15 protein-coding genes are annotated in these 18,841 nt (G+C 65.3%); 8 read left to right on the plus strand and 7 right to left on the minus strand.

Going from position 1 to position 18,841, the window contains the following annotated elements; translation table 11 throughout:
* Positions 1-190: 190 nt before the first annotated feature.
* The 5 genes from ACLCGK_RS28330 (at position 191) to ACLCGK_RS28350 (ending at position 6,886) form a co-directional block, all read left to right on the plus strand.
* Positions 191-430, plus strand: a complete 240-nt coding sequence (locus tag ACLCGK_RS28330) for a DUF3203 family protein (RefSeq protein WP_013972933.1) — start codon at positions 191-193, stop codon at positions 428-430.
* A 121-nt stretch (positions 431-551) separates the two neighbouring features.
* On the plus strand, positions 552-1,955 hold the full coding sequence (gene ccoG, locus ACLCGK_RS28335) for a cytochrome c oxidase accessory protein CcoG (protein WP_410953390.1): 1,404 nt from the start codon (positions 552-554) through the stop codon (positions 1,953-1,955).
* A 50-nt stretch (positions 1,956-2,005) separates the two neighbouring features.
* Positions 2,006-3,415 (plus strand): GntR family transcriptional regulator MpaR, encoded by a 1,410-nt coding sequence (gene mapR / locus ACLCGK_RS28340; protein WP_410953391.1) that lies wholly within the window; start codon positions 2,006-2,008, stop codon positions 3,413-3,415.
* A 57-nt stretch (positions 3,416-3,472) separates the two neighbouring features.
* Positions 3,473-5,128, plus strand: coding sequence for an ATP-binding protein (locus ACLCGK_RS28345; RefSeq protein ID WP_410953392.1), 1,656 nt, complete (start codon positions 3,473-3,475; stop codon positions 5,126-5,128).
* Between the two features lie 63 nt (positions 5,129-5,191).
* A complete protein-coding gene (locus ACLCGK_RS28350; protein ID WP_410953393.1) occupies positions 5,192-6,886 on the plus strand; it encodes a response regulator in 1,695 nt (564 codons plus the stop codon).
* Positions 6,887-6,895: 9 nt separating this feature from the next.
* Here ACLCGK_RS28350 and ACLCGK_RS28355 read toward each other — a convergent pair whose 3' ends face one another.
* Together ACLCGK_RS28355 and ACLCGK_RS28360 are read right to left on the minus strand one after the other, a co-directional pair.
* Positions 6,896-7,642 carry an SDR family oxidoreductase gene (locus ACLCGK_RS28355; protein WP_013972938.1) on the minus strand — a complete coding sequence of 249 codons (747 nt, stop codon included), beginning with the start codon at positions 7,640-7,642 and terminating at the stop codon, positions 6,896-6,898.
* Positions 7,643-7,718: 76 nt separating this feature from the next.
* Positions 7,719-8,735: an FAD:protein FMN transferase gene (locus tag ACLCGK_RS28360; protein WP_410953394.1), complete on the minus strand. Its 1,017-nt coding sequence runs from the start codon at positions 8,733-8,735 to the stop codon at positions 7,719-7,721.
* Between the two features lie 250 nt (positions 8,736-8,985).
* Here ACLCGK_RS28360 and rsxC point away from each other — a divergent pair, with 250 nt between their 5' ends.
* Positions 8,986-10,386, plus strand: coding sequence for an electron transport complex subunit RsxC (gene rsxC / locus ACLCGK_RS28365; protein WP_410953395.1), 1,401 nt, complete (start codon positions 8,986-8,988; stop codon positions 10,384-10,386).
* Positions 10,383-11,333, plus strand: a complete 951-nt coding sequence (locus tag ACLCGK_RS28370) for an RnfABCDGE type electron transport complex subunit D (RefSeq protein WP_410953396.1) — start codon at positions 10,383-10,385, stop codon at positions 11,331-11,333. Before rsxC ends, ACLCGK_RS28370 begins: the two co-directional genes overlap by 4 nt.
* Before the next feature lie 42 nt (positions 11,334-11,375).
* On the opposite strand, the gene ACLCGK_RS28375 is transcribed toward ACLCGK_RS28370, so the two are convergent.
* From ACLCGK_RS28375 to ACLCGK_RS28395, 5 genes are all read right to left on the minus strand, one after another.
* Positions 11,376-12,911 (minus strand): DHA2 family efflux MFS transporter permease subunit, encoded by a 1,536-nt coding sequence (locus ACLCGK_RS28375; protein ID WP_309668659.1) that lies wholly within the window; start codon positions 12,909-12,911, stop codon positions 11,376-11,378.
* On the minus strand, positions 12,908-14,101 hold the full coding sequence (locus tag ACLCGK_RS28380; RefSeq protein ID WP_039614211.1) for an HlyD family efflux transporter periplasmic adaptor subunit: 1,194 nt from the start codon (positions 14,099-14,101) through the stop codon (positions 12,908-12,910). Before ACLCGK_RS28380 ends, ACLCGK_RS28375 begins: the two co-directional genes overlap by 4 nt.
* A 30-nt stretch (positions 14,102-14,131) precedes the next feature.
* On the minus strand, positions 14,132-14,605 hold the full coding sequence (locus tag ACLCGK_RS28385; RefSeq protein ID WP_003260288.1) for a MarR family winged helix-turn-helix transcriptional regulator: 474 nt from the start codon (positions 14,603-14,605) through the stop codon (positions 14,132-14,134).
* 245 nt (positions 14,606-14,850) lie between these two features.
* Positions 14,851-15,486 (minus strand): response regulator transcription factor, encoded by a 636-nt coding sequence (locus tag ACLCGK_RS28390; RefSeq protein WP_410953397.1) that lies wholly within the window; start codon positions 15,484-15,486, stop codon positions 14,851-14,853.
* Positions 15,487-15,492: 6 nt separating this feature from the next.
* Complete coding sequence (locus tag ACLCGK_RS28395; RefSeq protein WP_013972946.1) at positions 15,493-16,899, minus strand: sensor histidine kinase; 1,407 nt, start codon at positions 16,897-16,899, stop codon at positions 15,493-15,495.
* Positions 16,900-17,093: 194 nt separating this feature from the next.
* On the opposite strand from ACLCGK_RS28395, the gene ACLCGK_RS28400 reads away from it, so the two are divergent.
* The gene (locus ACLCGK_RS28400) at positions 17,094-18,716 is read left to right on the plus strand and encodes an acyl-CoA synthetase (protein ID WP_047933861.1); all 1,623 of its coding nucleotides are present in this window, start codon (positions 17,094-17,096) and stop codon (positions 18,714-18,716) included.
* The last annotated feature ends 125 nt before the right edge of the window (positions 18,717-18,841 follow it).

Below are 18,841 nucleotides of genomic sequence, written 5' to 3' on the forward strand. Positions count from 1 at the left end.
GGGGGGTACCCCCCCCCTAAGGGGAGTGGGAGAACTCGTGGGGGGTGTTCCCTTCCCCGCGAAGAGGCCAGGCCTGCCATCTGCAAGGGTTGACCCCCGAACAAATGACAAAGTGCCGTTCAGCCTGCTGATGCAGCAACCTTCCCCTCAGCACGGTCCACCCTGTAACCACCCCCAGGAGGACCACTCCATGCCCATTGAAATCGACGAAACCACCCGCCGCTGCACCCTGATCGCCGAAGACCTGCGCATCGAGGGTGATGGCCCGTCCATCGAAATCGTCACCGACGAACAGCTGCGCATGTCCGTGGCCCTGCTCGCCGGCCAGCGTGTGCCCATCACCGAAGCCGAGGCCGATGCACTGACTGTGGCAGGTGCGGTGGATAGCCGCAGGCATCTGAAGGCCAGCACGCCAGGCTCGGTAATCTGAGGCCTGGCGGGGCCTGCCGGGAAATCTGATACGGTTTTTATCGCAAAATCTGAGTCTGTGCTGATAACAGCCTCAGGGCCATAGTGCTCATGCCTGATCGAGGCCTGATGAGCACCGAGCCATGAACGATAGAATCCCTTTTACAGAGATCGCCACCGCCCCAGCCAGCCCCCAGCCACGCCGCGCCGACAATGGCATCCATACCCGCAGCTTCACCGGGCTGTACCGCAACCTGCGCATCGGCTTCGCCGGCGCCCTGTTCGTGCTGTTCTTCGGCACCGCCTGGCTGAACTGGAACGGCCGCCAGGCCGTGCTGTGGGACCTGGGCAACAGCAAATTCCACATCTTCGGCGCCACCTTCTGGCCGCAGGACTTCATCCTGCTGTCGGCGCTGCTGATCATCTGCGCCTTCGGCCTGTTCGCCATCACCGTGTATGCCGGCCGCGTGTGGTGCGGCTACAGCTGCCCGCAAAGCACCTGGACCTGGCTGTTCATGTGGTGCGAAAAGGTCACCGAGGGCGACCGCAACCAGCGCATCAAGCTGGCCGCCGCGCCCTGGAGCCTGAACAAACTGGCCCGTCGCACGCTGAAGCACAGCCTGTGGCTGGCCATTGGCGTGCTCACCGGGCTGACCTTCGTCGGCTACTTCACCCCGATCCGCCCACTGGCCGCGGAACTGTTCACCTTGCAACTGGGCGGCGTCGCGCTGTTCTGGGTGCTGTTCTTCACCGCCGCCACCTACATCAATGCCGGCTTGCTGCGCGAAGCGGTGTGCCTGCACATGTGCCCCTATGCACGCTTCCAGAGCGTGATGTTCGACAAGGACACCCTGGCGGTCGCCTATGACCCGCGTCGCGGCGAAGCCCGTGGCCCACGCAAGAAAGGCAGTGACCTCCGCGCCCAGGGCCTGGGCGACTGCATCGACTGCACCTTGTGCGTGCAGGTGTGCCCCACCGGCATCGATATCCGCGACGGCCTGCAAATGGCGTGCATCGGTTGTGCGGCGTGCATCGATGCCTGTGACGGGGTAATGGACAAGATGGGCTACGCCCGTGGCCTGATCGGCTACAAGTCCGAACGCAGCCTGCAAGGTGGCACCACCCATTGGCTGCGCCCACGCCTGCTGGGCTACGCCGCCGCGCTTGGGGTGATGATCGCGGCACTGGTGGTGGCCTTGCAGCTGCGCCCGATGGTGTCGCTGGACGTGATCAAGGACCGCGGCCTGTTCCGCGAGAATGCCCAGGGCCAGATCGAGAACATCTACCTGCTCAAGGTCATCAACAAGACCGAAAGCACCCGGCACTATGAGCTGCGCCTGCTGGACGCCGACGGCTTCAGCCTGCAGGGCAAGACCTCCTTCGTGATCCCGGCCGGTGAAATGAGTGAACTGCCGGTGTCGGTGGCGATGCTCGCCGAGCGCCCGGTCAGCAGCTCGCAGACGCTGAGCTTCGAAATAAGCGAGCGCGACGACCCCGCCATCCGCAGCGTGGCCCACAGCCGCTTCGTCGCGCCGATGAACCGTTGATCCCTTACACTGATTCCACCTTGCCTGCCAGGCTTCGACAGAAGGCCAGAATGAAACGCTACGAACGCTTTGCCGACGACATCGCCGAACTGATCCGCTCCGGGGTGCTGGGCCCCGGCCAGCGCGTGCCCTCGGTGCGCTATGCCAGCCAGACCCACGGGGTCAGCCCGTCCACCGTGTTCCAGGCCTACTACCTGCTGGAGCGGCGCGGGCTGATCCGCGCCCGGCCGCGCTCGGGCTACTTCGTCAACGCCCACGCACCGCGCCAGTTCAGCGAGCCGCAGGCATTGCAGCCGGTCAGCGAGTCCACCGATGTCGACGTCAGCGCGCTGGTGTTCTCGATTCTCGACTCGATCAAGGACCCCAACACCGTGCCGTTCGGCTCGGCCTTCCCCAGCCCCGAGCTGTTTCCGCTGCAACGCCTGTCGCGCTCGTTGGCCAGCGCCAGCCGCAGCATGGACCCGCGCATGGTGGTGACCGACCTGTCACCCGGCAACCCGCAGCTGCGCCGGCAGATTGCCCTGCGCTACATGGTTGGCGGGCTGATGCTGCCGATGGAGGAGCTGCTGATCACCAACGGCGCGCTGGAAGCCCTGAACCTGTGCCTGCAGGCCGTCACCCAGCCCGGTGACCTGGTGGCCATCGAAGCCCCCGCGTTCTATGCCTGCCTGCAGGTACTGGAGCGTCTCAAGCTAAAGGCCGTGGAAATTCCTGTGCACCCGCGCGAAGGCATGGATCTGGGCGTGCTGGCGCAAACGCTGGAGAAACACCCGGTCAAGGCCGTGTGGTGCATGACCAACTTCCAGAACCCGGTGGGCGCCAGCATGCCGGAGGCGAAAAAGCAGGCACTGGTGGAGCTGCTGGCGCGTCATCAGGTGCCATTGATCGAAGACGACGTGTACGCCGAACTGTACTACGCGCAACAGGCACCCAAACCGGCCAAGGCCTTCGACACCCAGGGGCTGGTGATGCACTGCGGCTCGTTCGCCAAGAGCCTGGCACCTGGCTACCGCATCGGCTGGGTGGCAGCCGGGCGCTTTGCACAGAAGATCGAGCGGCTCAAGCTGATGACCTCGCTGTGCGCCTCGATGCCGGCCCAGGCGGCCATCGCCGACTACCTGCAGCACGGCGGCTACGACCGCCACCTGCGCAAGCTGCGCTATGCCCTGGAAGGCCAGCAGGCCAACATGCTGGCGGCCATCGCCCGGCACTTTCCGGCGCAGACGCGGGTCAGCCAACCGTCCGGCGGCTACTTCCTGTGGCTGGAGCTGCCCGAACAGATGGACGCCCTCAAGCTGTTCCACATGGCCTTGGCTCAAGGCATTAGCATCGCCCCCGGGCCGATCTTCTCGCCCACCCGGCGCTTCGGCAACTGCATCCGCCTGAACTACGGCAGCCCCTGGCATGAGGATGCCGAACAGGCCATGGAAACCCTGGGGCGGATCATCCGCTCGTTCTGATGGCTGGTGCCCCGGTGGGCGGCTATAGTTGCCCGATCCGCTCACCGGGCCCTCGCCATGCAAGCAGACTCGCTCCCGTCATTGGCACAACTGCAAGCGCGTGTCGCAGAACTGGAAGCTCGCCTGGCAGAGCGCGACGACACTGCACAGGCCCACATCCAGCTACTGGGCGAACTGCTCGACAACAGCCTGGCCAACGTGTTTGCCGCCGACAGCGAGATGCGCCTGGTCGCGATCAACCGCACGGCCCGGGAAACCTTCGAGCATTACCGGGGCTTCGTGCCGCAGATCGGCGATTACGTGCCACAAATTCTGCTCAACCACCCTGACATCATGGGCCGCCTGGCACCGGTGTGGCCACGCGTGCTGGCCGGCGAAGCCTTCATCGACACTATCTCACTCGGCCCCTCCGATGCCCCCCGCCATTACGAAATCCGCTATCACCCATTGCTCGATGCACAACAGCAAGTCCAGGGCGGGTACCTGTTCGCCTATGACATCACCGAGCGCATGGCCGAGCAGGGACGCCTGCGCCAGGCCGAAGAGGCCCTGCGCCAGTCGCAGAAAATGGAGGCGGTCGGCCAGTTGACCGGCGGCATCGCCCACGACTTCAACAACTTGCTGGGTAGCCTGCTTGGCGCGCTGGAGCTTGCAGAGCAGCGCCTGGGCGAGCAACGCCTTGCCGACACCGCCCGCATGCTCGGGCTCGGCCGCAGCAACGCAATGCGCGCCGCAGCCCTGGTGCAGCGGTTGCTGGCCTTTTCGCGCCAACAGACGCTGATGCCACAAGCGGTGGATGTGCACCGCCTGGTCGCCGACATGCATGACCTGATCCGCAGCTCGACCGGCCCGCACATTGACTTCCAGGACCGCACGCTGGCCGCGCAATGGTCGATCCGCATCGATCCGCAGCAGCTGGAGAACGCTCTGCTCAACCTGTGCATCAATGCCCGTGACGCCATGCCGCTGGGCGGCACCTTGCGCATCGGTTGTGAAAACGCCGATCTCGCAGCGGCCGAGGCCAAGCGCCTGGACCTGCCGACGGGGCACTATCTGCACATTCGTGTCGAGGACACCGGCGTGGGCATGCCCAGTGAGGTGCTGCAACACGCTTTCGAGCCCTTCTTCACCACCAAGCCGCTGGGCCAGGGCACTGGCTTGGGATTGTCCATGGCCTATGGTTTTGTTCGCCAGTCCGGGGGGCAGTTGCTGATCGACAGCGTCACCGGGCAAGGCACTTGCGTTCACCTGTACCTGCCCCGTGACCAGAGCGCTTGCGCAACCGGCCACGGCGAGCCAGCCACATCCGCCACCGCGACGTTGCAGCCGCGGATGCACCGGATCATGCTGGTGGCGGACCAACCGGCCCTGCGCCTGGTACTGGTCGAAGTGCTGACGGAACTGGGCTATCAGGTGCAGGCTTTCGAGAGTGGCCACCGGGCTCTGGAATCGTTGCAGAAAGGGCCGCCACCGGACCTGCTGATCACCGATGTCGGCCTGCCTGGGCGACTCGACGGTTACCAGCTTGCAGAGGCCTGCCAGGACCTTGTGGCGGATGCCCCGGTATTGCTGATTATCGGCTACGAGACTGCCGAAACGGTGCACTGTGCCCGGCCCGGCAGGCGCACCGAACTGCTGCACAAACCCCTCGACCTGAACACCCTCGGCGAACGGATCGAGCGCCTGTTGGGCATTGCGTCACACCCGCGTTGACTGGCTATTCGCCTGTTGCCGAACACGCTAAAGTCTGGGCTTCATCCACTGTCGGACGTCGGCATGCCCTCCCGCGACCTGCTTTCACTGCGCCAACAAGTCGAAGCCCTGCAGCAACAGAACGCGCTGCTGGAAGCCCGCCTGGCAAGCCATCAGCAACACGATCAGGACTTCTACCGCTCGCTCTTCGACACCATGGACGAAGGCTTCTGCATCATCGAGTTCTTCGACGGCCCGCACGGCCCACTGAGCGACTATGTGCATGTGCTGGCCAATGCGGCCTATGCCAAGCACGCCGGCATCCCCAACGTGGTCGGGCAGAAACTGCGCGAGATGGTGCCCGATGAGGCCGACGATTGGGTCGCCCGTTATGGCGCGGTGCTGCGCACGGGCGAGCCGCTGCATTTCGAGCAGGAACTGGTCGCCACCGGCCATGTGTTGTCGGTGACCACCTTCCGCGTAGAGCCTGCCGAAAAGCGCCAGGTGGCGGTACTGTTCAAGGACGTCACTGCACGCCGACGGGCAGAGCAGGCCCTGCAGCGCCTGAACGAGGAACTGGAACAACGGGTGAATGCGGCACTGGCAGAACAGGCCAAGGCCGAGGAAGCCCTGCGCCAGGCACAGAAGATGGAAGCGGTCGGCCAGCTCAGTGGCGGCATCGCCCACGACTTCAACAACCTGCTGGGCGGCATCCTCAGTGCCCAGGAGCTGATGCGCCAACGCCTGCAGCAATCCCGTTTCGACGCCCTGGAGCCATTGCTGAAGCTGTCCAACGGCTCGGCGCAGCGGGCCTCTTCGCTGGTACACCGGCTGCTGGCATTTTCCCGTCAGCAGACCCTGCAGCCCTGCTCCACGCAGGTGGCCACGCTGGTGGGCGGCATGGAAGAGCTGCTGCGCCGCACCATCGGCCCCTCCATCACCCTGACCAGCCAATTCCCCTGCCAGCTATGGCCGACCTTCATCGACCCGCCGCAACTGGAAAGCGCCCTGCTCAACGTGTGCATCAATGCCCGCGATGCCATGCCTGCCGGCGGCGTGATCGATATCCTCGGTGACAACCTGCTGCTCGACGACCAGCAAGCCCGTGCACTGGAACTGCCAGCTGGCGAATACGTACGGCTGAGCATCAGCGACAACGGCAAGGGCATGTCGGCGGAGGTGGCCGAGCGCGCCGTCGACCCGTTCTTCACCACCAAGCCGATGGGCCAGGGCACTGGCCTGGGCTTGTCGATGACCTATGGTTTCGTGCGCCAGTCGGGCGGGCAGCTACGGGTGTTGTCGACACTGGGCAAAGGCACCCGCATCGAGCTGCTGCTTCCCCGCCACCACCAGCACCCCGAAGCCCCGGCACCCAGGCCACCGCGCACACTGCTGGAAAAAAGCAGCAGCGCCACGCAGCGTATCCTGCTGGTCGAAGACCAGGCCGCCTTGCGCGTGGTCGTCTGCGAGGTGCTGGAAGAACTGGGTTATCGGGTCGATGCATTCGAGAACGGCCCGGCCGCCCTCGCTCACCTGCAAGCTGGCGAGCGGCCAGACCTGCTGTTGAGCGATATCGGCCTGCCCGGCGGCCTGAATGGCCGCCAGTTGGCTGAACGTTGCCGCGAGCGCCACCCCGACCTCAAGGTACTGTTCATCACCGGCTACGACGAAAGCGCGGCGCTCAGTGACGGCCAGTTGCTGCAAGGCACTCAGGTGCTGACCAAGCCGTTCGAGCTGGCAGTGCTGGCCGAACGGGTACGCACGCTGCTGCAGGATTGACCGGCGCGTTCAGCGCCCGCCGCCCAGGTCGATGAAGCTGCCGGTGGAGTACGAGGCTTTGTCCGAGAGCAGCCAGAGGATGGCCTCGGCCACTTCCTCGGGGCGCCCGCCGCGGCCCATGGGCAAGCCGGGCTCGAGCTTGCTGACCCGGTCGGAGTCGCCCGACAGCGCGTGGAACCCGGTATGGATATAGCCTGGCCGCACACCATTTACCCGCACGCCCTCGCCTGCCACTTCCTTTGCCAGGCCAATGGTGAAGGTGTCGAGGGCGCCCTTGGAAGCGGCATAGTCCACGTATTCGTTGGGCGAGCCCAGGCGGGCGGCCACCGACGACACGTTGACGATGGCCCCGCCCGGCCCGCCGTACCGGCGTGCCATGCGCTTCAGTGCGTGCTTGGCGCAGAGCATGGGGCCGACGACGTTGGTCTTCATGACCTTGAGCAGGCGGAATTCGGACATGTCCTCAACCCGGCTTTGCTGGCCGATGGTGCCTGCGTTGTTTACCAGCGCGGTGACCGGGCCGAGTTCTTCGTCAACGCGCTGGAACAGCTGGATGACCTCATCCTCGACACTGGCGTCGGCGCGCACGGTGATGGCCTTGGCGCCCAGGGCTCGGACCTGGCCGAGGATGTCCTCGGCGGCCTGGTCGTCGGCGTGGTAGTTGATGCAGATGCGGTAGCCCTGACGGGCGGCCAGCAGCGCCGTGGCGGCGCCGATGCCGCGGCTGGCACCGGTGATGACTATGACTTGCTCCATGGGTCTGCCAATCGTTTGGAAAGGGAGCATCGACAATAGGGGAAAAGGCAGCGCGTGGGAATGACCTTTCCTTCTGCTACTGCGTGGGTTTGCCTTGCCCGGGAAACAACGTCTCGAACCGCGGCGTCGCCCGCGCAACGAAACCCAGCCCCTGGTGCATGATGAAGTAGGCAGCGATTTCATTCCGCTCGGCGAAGGCATAGCCTTCCTCCGGGCCCAGCACCATCAACAGTGTGTCCAGGGCATCGGCACGCAACACCGAAGGGTCGACCACCGACACTGCCGCCAGCGCGTGCTTGACCGGCCTGCCGACACGGGGATCGAAGGTGTGCGAATAACGCTGGCCACCTTCCTCGAAATAGTTGCGGTAATCGCCGGCGGTGGCAACGCCGTAGCCATCCAGGGCGATGGCGCGCTCCACTTGCTGTTCGCCCCCACCACTAGGTACCTCGAGGGCGATGCGCCAGGGCGAGCCATCCGGTTTGCGGCCAACCCCCTTCAGTTCGCCGGTGATCTCGACCAGATAGGCCTGGATACCCAGGGCCGCAAGCCTGTCACCCACCCGATCCACTGCATAACCGGCGAGCATGCTGTCGAAATCCAGCTGCGCCGCCACATCCTTGCACAGCGTTTCTCCATCCAGGTGCAAGTGCTGCAGGCCTACCCGTGCCTGCTCCCGCGCCAGCGTGCTGGCATCCGGCACCTGCCTGCCGCGTGACTGTGGGCCGAAGCCCCAGAGGTTCATCAAGGGCAAGACCGTCAGGTCGAAAGCCCCGCCACTCTGGCGGAACAGAGAAACACCGTACACCAGCAATTGCTGCATCTCTTGCGGCACTGCCTGACAGGCGCCGGCCGGCAGGTTGTTGAAGCGGGAAACCACGGAATCGCCGCGCCAGTTGGAGAACTGCTTGTCGAGGGCCTGGAGAACAAGCTCGACTTCGGCCTTTACTTGCCGTGAATCGGGCGTCTGTGCAGTGGGTACGTACTGGATCGAATACGTACTCCCCATGGTCGGCCCGCCAAAGCGTTCAATCCTGTCGCCGCAGCCATACAGCAACGTCACCAGCATCACCAGCAGGGTTGCGCGCATCATTGGACACCTCGCAGACTCTGGCCGCCCGTTCGCGGCGCAGGCTATTTCACCAGAGTTGCGAGATGGCAATTGGCCTACCGTTCATCAGCAAACCTGGTCAAAAACCGAACAAACTCCTCATCGAACACTCTGATCTGCGCGGGTGATCATTCATCCCCCTCCCTTTCCGCTTAACGTCCCGGAAGCAATAAAACAACCATGTGCATAAGCGCACAGGGGCGTTCTTTGCCCAAAAATTGGAGGACATTACATGTCTAGCCATTCGTTGCAGAGCGTCGAACGCCTGCAGAGCCGCATCCGCGCCCAGCGTCAGCCGCAACAGAAACCTTTCTGGCGCCGTCTGCTGGCCATCGCCTCATCCTCTCAGCGTAGTTGGCACGGAGGGATCGAGCTCAGGGGATACAAGGAACTATCCAACGCCACGCCGGTTGCCTCGGTCGCGGTCGGTAAAATCCAGCTGGCGATTCCGCTCGGGCGGGGTCGGCGGTTTGTCCAGCCTTGCGTGCAGCCGGGGCAGCATGTGCGCAAGGGCGAAGTGATCGGTATTGGCGACACCACCACCGCTTGGGTGCATGCCAGTACCTCCGGCATCGTGGACCGGATCGATCACGTCTTCGCGGCCGACTCGGCCGAGCCAGTCATGGCCGTCATCCTGAACGCAGATGGCCTGGACGAGTGGCTCGAACGCCCGGCACCGGGCCTGCCGCAAACGCCAGAGGCGCTGGTCGAGCGCGCATTGCAGATGGGCATAGTCGGCCTTGGTGGTGCGGGTTTCCCCACGGCCCTCAAGCTGGCCGGCGCACAGCAGCCCGACCTGCTGCTGATCAACGGTGCCGAATGCGAGCCCTTCCTTACCTGCGATGACCGCCTCATGCGTGAGAATGCCGAAGCGTTGATCGAGGCCGCCGACTATGTCGCCGCGCTGCTGGGAATAACGGCAACCCGTTTCGGCATCGAAACCAACAAGCCGGAGGCGATGGCCACGTTACGTGCCGCCGCACGCCAGGCGCGCACCCGGGTCGAGATTTGTCCACTTCCGGAGCGTTACCCGGCAGGTGGGCAGCCGTTGATGATCAAGAGCCTCAGTGGCCGCAACCTGGCCCCGGGGAGCCGCCCCGCCGATATCGGCGTCCTCGCCCTGAATGTCGCAACGCTCTACGCGCTGGGCCGGGCCGTCTTCCAGGACGAACCACTGACCAGCCGCGTGCTGACGCTGACAGGTGACTGCGAGCGCCCCGGCAATGTTCGGGTGCCGGTGGGTTACCCGGTCAGCGAACTGCGCGCGATTGCTGGCGCGTCCCCCACAGGGCAGTTGACCCAGGTGGGTGGCCCGATGATGGGGCAGCCGCTACCGGACGCCAACGCCTTCGTCAGCAAGACCAGCAGTTGCCTGATTTTCGGCGCCGAGCGCTACCTGCCGGCTGCTCGCCCCGCCAGCAGTTGCATTCGCTGCACGCGCTGTGTGGATGTCTGCCCGATGTCGCTGCGGCCGCTGGACCTCTACGCTGCCGCCGAGCGCCTGGACAAGGCCAGCCTGCAGGAACTGCGCCTGGACGCCTGCATCGAATGCGGCAGCTGCAGCAGCATCTGCCCAAGCAATATCCCGCTGCGCGAACGCTTCCGCCAAAGCAAGACGGAGGTCCGCGCATGAGCCTGATACGCCACCCCATCCCGCAACGGCTGCGCACGGTGATGCTGCTGGTCGTCCTGTGCCTGCTGCCGGGCACCGCCCTGTATGCCTGGCAATTCGGCGTCGTGGTCTGGTTGCAGGTGTTCTGGTGCGTGCTGTTTGCCCTGGGCTTCGAAGCCGCCCTGCTGCGCCTGCGCGGGCATGACGTACGCAAGGGTTTGAGCGACCTCAGCTGGCTGGTGCTGGGCCTGATACTGGCTCGGGCATTGCCGCTGATGGTGCCGTTGTGGATGATCGCCCTGGCCAGTTTTGCTGCTCTGGCACTATGCAAGCACGCCAGTGGAGGCCTTGGTCGCAACCGCCTCAACCCTGCCATGGTTGGCCTGGGGGTGGTTGCCATCTGCTTCTACCAGCAGTTGTACCCCGCGCCATCGAACCATGCCCCCTGGACCGCAGCCCTGGACGCCAAGGCGGTTCTGCTGCAACAGCTACAATTGGTGCCGCGCCTGGATCTCGATGCGTTCGCCGGCGCCACGCAACTGGCGCAGAACGAGTTCACCCATGTCACCCACAATCTGTCGGGGTTCGGCTACATTGCCGGCGGTTTGCTGCTGGCTTCGCTGCGGGTGATCCGCATCGAGATTCCGCTGGCGATGATCGCGAGCACAGTATTGCTGTGCATGGCTGCCGGCCACAGCCTGCAGGAAGCCGTTTACAACCTCAGCCTCGGCGGCTATCTCTTCACCGCCTTCTTCATCGCCACCGATCCGGTCACCAGCCCCGATACCCGCGCCGGTCGCATCCTCTTCGGCGTGACCGTCGGCACGCTGACCGAGCTGATTCGCGAGTTCGGGCTTTACGCCGATGGCCTCTGCTTCGCTGTGCTGGCCGGCAACCTGCTGGTGCCGCAGATCGACCGGTTGGTGCTGCGCATGCAGCGGCCCTGGTACGCAGCAGCGAGTGCCTGACATGGCATTTGGCAAAGAGCCTGGGCCTTGTTCTGGCCCGGCTCAGTGCCCTGCCGACGCCGGCCCCGCCTTGGCGGTAAAGGGCGGTTTGGCGAACCACACCAGCAGGATCAACCCGGCAAACACCCAGGTCATCAGGGTGAAGTAGTCCACCGTCGACATCATGTACGCCTGCCCGTTGAGTATCTGCTCCAGCTGCGCATAGCTCAGCGGGCTGGCCCCGCCCAGCTGCTCCAGGGTATGCCGCGTGGCCGGGTCGAACTGGCTGATGTGCTCGCTCAGGTAGGCATGGTGCTGGTCCGCCCGGCGAATCCAGATCCAGGTGGTCAGCGACGCCGCGAAACTGCCGCCCAAGGTACGCAGGAAGGTCGCCAGGCCCGAGCCATCGGCGATCTGCTGCGGTGGCAGGTCGGACAGCAGGATGCTCAAGGTCGGCATGAAGAACAGCGCAACGCCAATACCCATGAACAACTGCACCAGCGCCACATGCTGGAAGTCCACCTCGCTGGTGAACCCGGCACGCATGTAGCAGCTGCTGCCGATCGCCAGGAACGCCAGCCCGGCCAGCACACGCAGGTCGAAGCGGTGCGCGTACTTGCCCACGAACGGCGACATCAGCACCGGCAACAGGCCGATCGGCGCCACCGCCAGGCCGGCCCAGGTAGCGGTATAGCCCATCTGCGTCTGTAGCCACTGCGGCAGGATCAGGTTGATGCCGAAGAACCCGGCATAGCCCCCTACCAGCACGATGGTGCCCACGCGGAAGTTGCGGTGCGCGAACAGGCGCAGGTTGACCACCGGGTGACGGTCGGTCAGTTCCCAGATCACGAACACCGCCAGGAACACCAGCGAGACCAGGCTTCCGGCAATGATGAACGACGATTCGAACCAGTCCAGGTCGTTGCCTTTGTCCAGCACCACCTGCAAGGCGCCAACGCCGATGACCAGCGTCAGCAGGCCGATGTAGTCCATCGGCTGGCGGCTGGTGACCACCGGCCGGGTGCGCATCTGCTGGCGGACCACGGCGGCGGCGAACAGGCCGATGGGCACGTTGATGAAGAAGATCCACGGCCAGCTGTAGCTGTCGGTTATCCAGCCGCCGAGAATCGGCCCGGCAATCGGCGCCACCACCGTGACCATCGCTAGCAGCGCCAAGGCCATGCCGCGCTTGGCCGGGGGATAGACGGCGATCAGCAAAGTCTGGGTCATCGGGTACAACGGCCCGGCCACCACACCCTGCAACACGCGAAAACCGACCAGCTCCGGCATCGACTGGGCAATACCGCACAGGAACGAGGCCAGCACGAACAGCAGCGTGGCCCAGATGAACAGCTTCACCTCGCCAAACCGTCGGCTGAGCCAACCGGTGAGCGGCAAGGCGATGGCGTTGCTCACCGCGAACGAGGTGATGACCCAGGTGCCCTGTTCGTAGCTCACCCCCAGGTTGCCGGAAATGGTCGGCAAGGCCACGTTGGCGATGGTGGTGTCGAGCACCTGCATGAACGTCGCCAGCGACAGGCCGATGGTGGTCAGCAGCAGGCTCGGCGGCGTGAACTGGGCAGCAGCGTTGTTGCTCATCGCTGGGCCGTCTTGCCGGTTGCGCTGTTTTCGTGGATCAGCCGGGCGATCAGGTTGTCAGCTTCGACCAGCTGGCGGTCATACACCTGGGTGGTATAGCTGGCCTGCTGCGGTGGCTGCTGGGCCAAGGTCGGGCCGCTCTGGTCGTGCAGGTCGACCTCGACCACGGTGGACAGCCCGATACGCAGCGGGTGGTCCTTGAGCTGGTCGGGGCTGAGGTGGATGCGTACCGGCACGCGCTGGACGATCTTGATCCAGTTACCGGTGGCATTCTGCGCCGGCAACAGGGCGAAGGCGCTGCCGGTACCAGCGCCAAGGCTGTCGACCGTGCCGCTGTACCTGACCTCGCTGCCGTACAGGTCGGCGCTGATCTGCACCGGCTGGCCGATACGCATGTCGCGCAGCTGGGTTTCCTTGAAGTTGGCATCGATCCACACCTGGTCCAGCGGGATCACCGCCATGGTCGCGGTACCCGGTTGAAGGCGCTGGCCCAGCTGCACGGTACGCTTGGCAACGTAGCCGGTTACCGGTGCCACCAAGGTGGTGCGGGCATGGTCGAGGTAGGCCTGGCGCAGGTCGGCGGCGGCGGCCATCACCTCGGGGTGCGAGGACACCACGGTGTCGTCGACCAGCGCGCTGCTGGTGCTGAGCTGCTGGCGTGCACTGTTGACGGCGGCCTCGGCCACGCTCAGGTCGTCGCGGGCATGGGACAATTCTTCCGCAGCTATCGCGCCGCTGTCGGCCAGTACCTTGCGCCGGTTGAAGTCCTGGCGGGCCTTGCGCAGCTCGGCCTGGCGGGTTTCCAGCTGGGCCTTGAGCGCGTCGACGTTGCTGTACAACCCGCGCACCTGGCGCACGCTGCGCGCCAGCCTGGCTTCGGCGGCCTGCAAGGCCACCTGGCTGTCGGCCGGGTCGAATTGCAGCAATACCTGGCCGGCGTGGACCAGGTCGCCGTCATCGGCACCGATGCTGGTGACGGTGCCGGTGACCAGCGGGGTGATCTCTACCACGTTGCCGTTGACGTAGGCATCGTCGGTGCTTTCGTGCCAGCGCCCGACCAGGCTGTACCAGGCCCAGGCTCCGACGCCGGCAAGAATCAGCAGCAACACCAGGCCAAGCAGCCAGGCCTTGCGCTTGCGCGACGGTTCGGGCGCGGCGGAGGGAGTCGGGGTGTCTGCGGGAGTGGCCATGGCAATACCTTGGATAATTCGTGACAGGGATCAACGATCGCCGAAGCGGCGGATCGTCAACGGGTCGCCGGCAGCGAGCAGGACCTTGGCCAGCAGGCCTTCCAGGGTCGCGAGCTCTTCGGGTGCCAGCGCGCCGCACAGCTCGTTCATGGCCGCCGCGCCGATTTCCGGCAGGCGGTCAGCCAGGCGCTGGCCATCGGCGGTAAGCGCCAGGCGCACCTGGCGACGGTCGTCGGCGCAACGGTTGCGCACGATCAGTTCCTTCTGCTCGAGGCGGTCGAGCATGCGGGTCATCGATCCGCTGTCCAGGCCCAGGTACCGGCACAGCTCGGCCGGGGTGTCCACCTGGTACTGGGTGACGATGATCAGCACCTTGAACTGCGCGGCGGTGACGCCTTCGGATTCGAGGTGCCAGTCGAGAATGCGGTCCTTCAGGATCGCCGCGCGGCCAAGCAGCATGCCGATGGCGCAGGTCTGGAAGTTTTCGGGAGAGAAATGGGCCATCGGAGACTGCTCGGGTAATTGTGTGGAAATATTACTGCCTAGGCAGTGAATGTCAAAGCCTTGATTAGGTTGCTATGGAAAATTTCATGATTTCTGCCCCTTGCGCTGCCCCTGTAGGAGCGGCCTTGTGTCGCGATGGGCCGCAAAGCGGCCCCGGCAATTTCTGCTGGGGCACAAAACCTGGGGCCGCTTCGCGCCCCATCGCGACACAAGGCCGCTCCTACAGGGCCATGCGTCAAGGCCTGCTACGGTGTTCGCAGGCCCAGTGCCTCCACCGCCCCGCAGGCTATGGCCATGCCCACCAACTCCGCCAGGCTATCGGCCTGCAACCGCTTCATCACCCGCCCCCGGTACAGGTCCACCGTCTTCACACTGACGCCCAACCGCTCGGCAATTTCGCGGTTGCTCAACCCTTGGGCCAACGGCACGAACACGTCGCGCTCGCGCGGGGTCAGGCCGTCGATGCGCGCCTGCACCCGGGCCAGCGCCTGGTGGTCCTGGCGTGCCCGCCCGGCGCTTTCCAACGCGGCCTGCACGCTGTCGAGCAGCAACTGGTCGTTGTAGGGTTTCTCGATGAAGTCGCAGGCGCCGGCCTTGAATGCCCGCACCACGATCGGCACATCGGCATGCCCGCTGACGAAGATCACCGGCAAACCCAGGCCACGCTCGCGCATCGCCTGCTGCACCGCCAACCCGCCCAGCCCCGGCATGCGCACATCCAGCAGCACACAGGCCGGCCCATCGTCGACGCAGGCGTCGAGAAACGCCTGCCCGCCGGCGAACGGCAAGGCCTGCAAACCCACCGACTGCAACAACCACACCGTCGAGTCGCGCATACCCTGGTCGTCATCGACCACATACACTTTCGCTTGCACCGCCATCTCCCCTTATCCCCTGCTGACCGCCAGGCGGCAGCACAGTACCAGACCGCCATTGTCACCGGCTCGCGCCCACAGGCTGCCGCCAAAGCCCTCGATCAGGCTGCGGCTCATGCTCAGGCCAAGGCCCAGGCCGTCGGCCTTGCTGGTGGTGAACGGCGTGAAGATTTCATCCAGGCGCTCGGGCGCCACGCCCGGGCCCTGGTCGGCCACCTCGACCAGCACGCCATCACCATCGCGCGCAGCGCCCAGCAGGATACGTGACGGCCGCTCGCCATGCTGCTCGCGGTTGGCATCGATGGCGTTGCGCAACAGGTTCAACAGCACCTGCTCCAGCAGTACCCGGTCGGCATACACCAAGGGCAGCTGCGCGCTCATGCGCAGCTCGACCACCACCTGATCACGCGCGGCTTCCCAGGCGCACAGGCGCATGGCTTCGCCGGCCACCTCGGCCACGTCCAGCGCCTGCAGGCGGCGCGGCCCCTTGCGCAGGAAGGCGCGCAGGCGGCGGATCACTTCGGCGGCATGGGTGGCCTGTTCGCTGATGCGCTGCAGGCCCTGCCCTACCCGCTCTCGGGCCTGCGGGTCGCGCTCCAGGCCCTGCAGGTAACGCTGGCTGGCGTTGGCATAGTTGACCACCGCGGCCAACGGCTGGTTGATCTCGTGGGCAATGCCCGAAGCCAGCTCGCCCAAGGTGGCCAGCCGGGCACTGTGCGCCAGGCTTTCCTGGGCCTCGATGCGCAGGGTGATGTCGCGAGACACGCTGACCACCTCCACCACCGCGCCGGTGTAGGTTTCGCGGATGGCCCGGCTGGCGATCTCGAACCAGCGGTAGCCGCCTGCGGCCTGGCGCACTCGGCAGGTCATGGTGTGGTAGCCGTCCTGGTCCAGGGCGGCGGCGGCCTGGCGCAGCACCTGGCGGCGCTCGCGCGGGTGCAGCAGGGTATGTACGGCCATGCCGCGCAGTTGCTCGGGCCACAGGCCAAGCAGGCGGAATGCCGCCGGCGAGGCATCGAGAAAACGGCCATCGGGACTATGCCGGGAGATCAGGTCGGTGGTGTTCTCGATGATCAGCCGGTACAGGCGCCGGGCGCGGCTGGCCTCGCGTGCGCCATGACGCTCGTCGCTGGCGTCGCGGCCACGCGCCAGCACCTGCTGGCCCTGGTCGTCAGGGATGAAGCTCCACAGCACGATGCGTTCACCGACCTGCACCTCGACATCGGCGATCGCCCGGCGCTGGCGCAGGCAGGCGCGCACCAGGGCGGCGCAGTTGCCCGGCAGCCAGCTGGCCAGTGCCGGGCCTTCATCGACCCAGGCCTGCAGCGCCGGGTTGAGTGCCAGCGGCCTGGCGTCGCCGGCCAGCATCAGGCTGGGTTGCGGGTCCTTGGCGAGCAAGGGATAGGCAGTGTTGTCCACGGTAGGCGGCTCGTTGTTATAGTAGTTTTACTATATTGCTATAGTCGATATTCCTAATACCATAGCGACTCGCGTAAAACTGCGACAAGGGGAGCGGCCCACCGTCCGCCTCCCTGCACCCTGAACAGAGCTAACAATCAGCCACCGGGGGTCAAGCGCACAGGTTGTGCCTGCCTCCTCTACAGGATTACCGCATGTCGATCTATGCCCAGGGCCTGATGCCCGCTGCCGTCAACCATGTCGCCCTCACCCCGCTGAGTTTCATCGAACGCACCGCTGCCGTATATGGCGATTATCCGGCGGTGATCCACGGTGCCATCCGCCGTAACTGGCAGCAGACCTACCAACGCTGTCGGCGCCTGGCCAGCGCCCTGGTGGGCCGGGGTATCGGCCGTGGCGACACCGTAGCGGTGATGTTGCCCAACATTCCGGCCATGCTCGAAGCCCATTTTGGCGTGCCCATGACCGGCGCCGTGCTCAATACCCTGAACGTACGCCTGGACGCCGAGGCCATCGCCTTCATGCTGCAGCATGGCGAGGCCAAGGTGCTGATCACCGACCGCGAGTTCCACACGGTCATCGAGGCTGCCCTGGCCTTGCTCGAGCACCCGCCATTGGTGGTGGATGTGGATGACCCGGAGTACGGCGAAGGCCGTGCGGTCAGCGAACTGGATTATGAAGCGTTCCTCGCCGAAGGCGACCCGGACTTTGCCTGGGAATGGCCCGATGACGAGTGGCAGGCGATCTCGCTCAACTACACCTCCGGCACCACCGGCAACCCCAAGGGCGTGGTCTACCACCACCGTGGCGCTTACCTGAACGCCCTGGGCAACCAGATGGTCTGGGGCATGGGCCATCGCCCGGTGTACCTGTGGACCCTGCCGATGTTCCACTGCAATGGCTGGTGCTACCCATGGACCATCACCGCGCTGGCCGGCACCCATGTGTTCCTGCGCCGGGTCGACCCGCAGAAGATCCTGACCCTGATCCGCGAGCACCGGGTCAGCCACCTGTGCGGCGCGCCGATCGTGCTCAACGCCCTGGTCAACATGCCCGAGGCAGCCAAGGCGGCCATCGAGCACCCGGTGCAGGCCATGGTCGCCGGCGCCGCGCCACCTGCGAAGGTCATCGGCGCAGTGGAAGAGATGGGCATCCAGGTCACCCACACCTACGGCCTGACCGAAGTCTACGGCCCGGTGACCGTGTGTGCCTGGCATGACGAATGGGATGACCTGTCGCTGGAAGAGCGGGCACGGATCAAGTCTCGCCAGGGCGTGCGCTACCCTACCCTCGACGGCCTGATGGTCGCCGACCCGCAAACCCTCGAGCCGGTACCGCGCGACGGCAACACCTTGGGCGAGATCTTCATGCGTGGCAACACGGTGATGAAGGGCTACCTGAAGAACCCCGAGGCTACCGCCGAAGCCTTCCGGGGCGGCTGGTTCCATACCGGTGACCTGGCCGTGTGGCATACCGACGGCTATGTCGAGATCAAGGACCGGCTCAAGGACATCATCATTTCCGGTGGCGAGAACATTTCCACCATCGAGGTCGAGGACGCCCTGTACAAGCACCCGGCGGTGCTGGAAGCCGCGGTGGTGGCGCGCCCGGATGAAAAATGGGGAGAAACCCCGTGCGCATTCATTGCCCTCAAGCCGGGCCGCGAAGACACCCGCGAAGCCGACATCACCAGCTGGTGCCGCGAGCACCTGGCCGGGTTCAAGGTGCCGAAGACCGTGGTGTTCGGCGAACTGCCCAAAACCTCCACCGGCAAGATCCAGAAGTACGTGCTGCGCGACCGGGCCAAAGCCCTCTGATCCAGTGGTGGCCTCTTCGCGGGCATGCCCGCTCCCACAGGGACCGCACCGGCCTCGCACCCTGTGCTTTACCTGTGGGAGCGGGCTTGCCCGCGAAGAGGCCAGCCCATGTTTCCATTATTCCA

This window comes from Pseudomonas sp. S1(2024), assembly GCF_046557535.1.

Excerpts from the sequence above, each read along its gene's own strand:
- ACLCGK_RS28330 (WP_013972933.1), top strand. The coding sequence starts at position 191 with ATGCCCATTGAAATCGACGAAACCACCCGCCGCTGCACCCTGATCGCC.
- ccoG (WP_410953390.1), top strand. The coding sequence starts at position 552 with ATGAACGATAGAATCCCTTTTACAGAGATCGCCACCGCCCCAGCCAGC.
- mapR (WP_410953391.1), top strand. The coding sequence starts at position 2,006 with ATGAAACGCTACGAACGCTTTGCCGACGACATCGCCGAACTGATCCGC.
- ACLCGK_RS28345 (WP_410953392.1), top strand. The coding sequence starts at position 3,473 with ATGCAAGCAGACTCGCTCCCGTCATTGGCACAACTGCAAGCGCGTGTC.
- ACLCGK_RS28350 (WP_410953393.1), top strand. The coding sequence starts at position 5,192 with ATGCCCTCCCGCGACCTGCTTTCACTGCGCCAACAAGTCGAAGCCCTG.
- ACLCGK_RS28355 (WP_013972938.1), bottom strand. The coding sequence starts at position 7,642 with ATGGAGCAAGTCATAGTCATCACCGGTGCCAGCCGCGGCATCGGCGCC.
- ACLCGK_RS28360 (WP_410953394.1), bottom strand. The coding sequence starts at position 8,735 with ATGATGCGCGCAACCCTGCTGGTGATGCTGGTGACGTTGCTGTATGGC.
- rsxC (WP_410953395.1), top strand. The coding sequence starts at position 8,986 with ATGTCTAGCCATTCGTTGCAGAGCGTCGAACGCCTGCAGAGCCGCATC.
- ACLCGK_RS28370 (WP_410953396.1), top strand. The coding sequence starts at position 10,383 with ATGAGCCTGATACGCCACCCCATCCCGCAACGGCTGCGCACGGTGATG.
- ACLCGK_RS28375 (WP_309668659.1), bottom strand. The coding sequence starts at position 12,911 with ATGAGCAACAACGCTGCTGCCCAGTTCACGCCGCCGAGCCTGCTGCTG.
- ACLCGK_RS28380 (WP_039614211.1), bottom strand. The coding sequence starts at position 14,101 with ATGGCCACTCCCGCAGACACCCCGACTCCCTCCGCCGCGCCCGAACCG.
- ACLCGK_RS28385 (WP_003260288.1), bottom strand. The coding sequence starts at position 14,605 with ATGGCCCATTTCTCTCCCGAAAACTTCCAGACCTGCGCCATCGGCATG.
- ACLCGK_RS28390 (WP_410953397.1), bottom strand. The coding sequence starts at position 15,486 with ATGGCGGTGCAAGCGAAAGTGTATGTGGTCGATGACGACCAGGGTATG.
- ACLCGK_RS28400 (WP_047933861.1), top strand. The coding sequence starts at position 17,094 with ATGTCGATCTATGCCCAGGGCCTGATGCCCGCTGCCGTCAACCATGTC.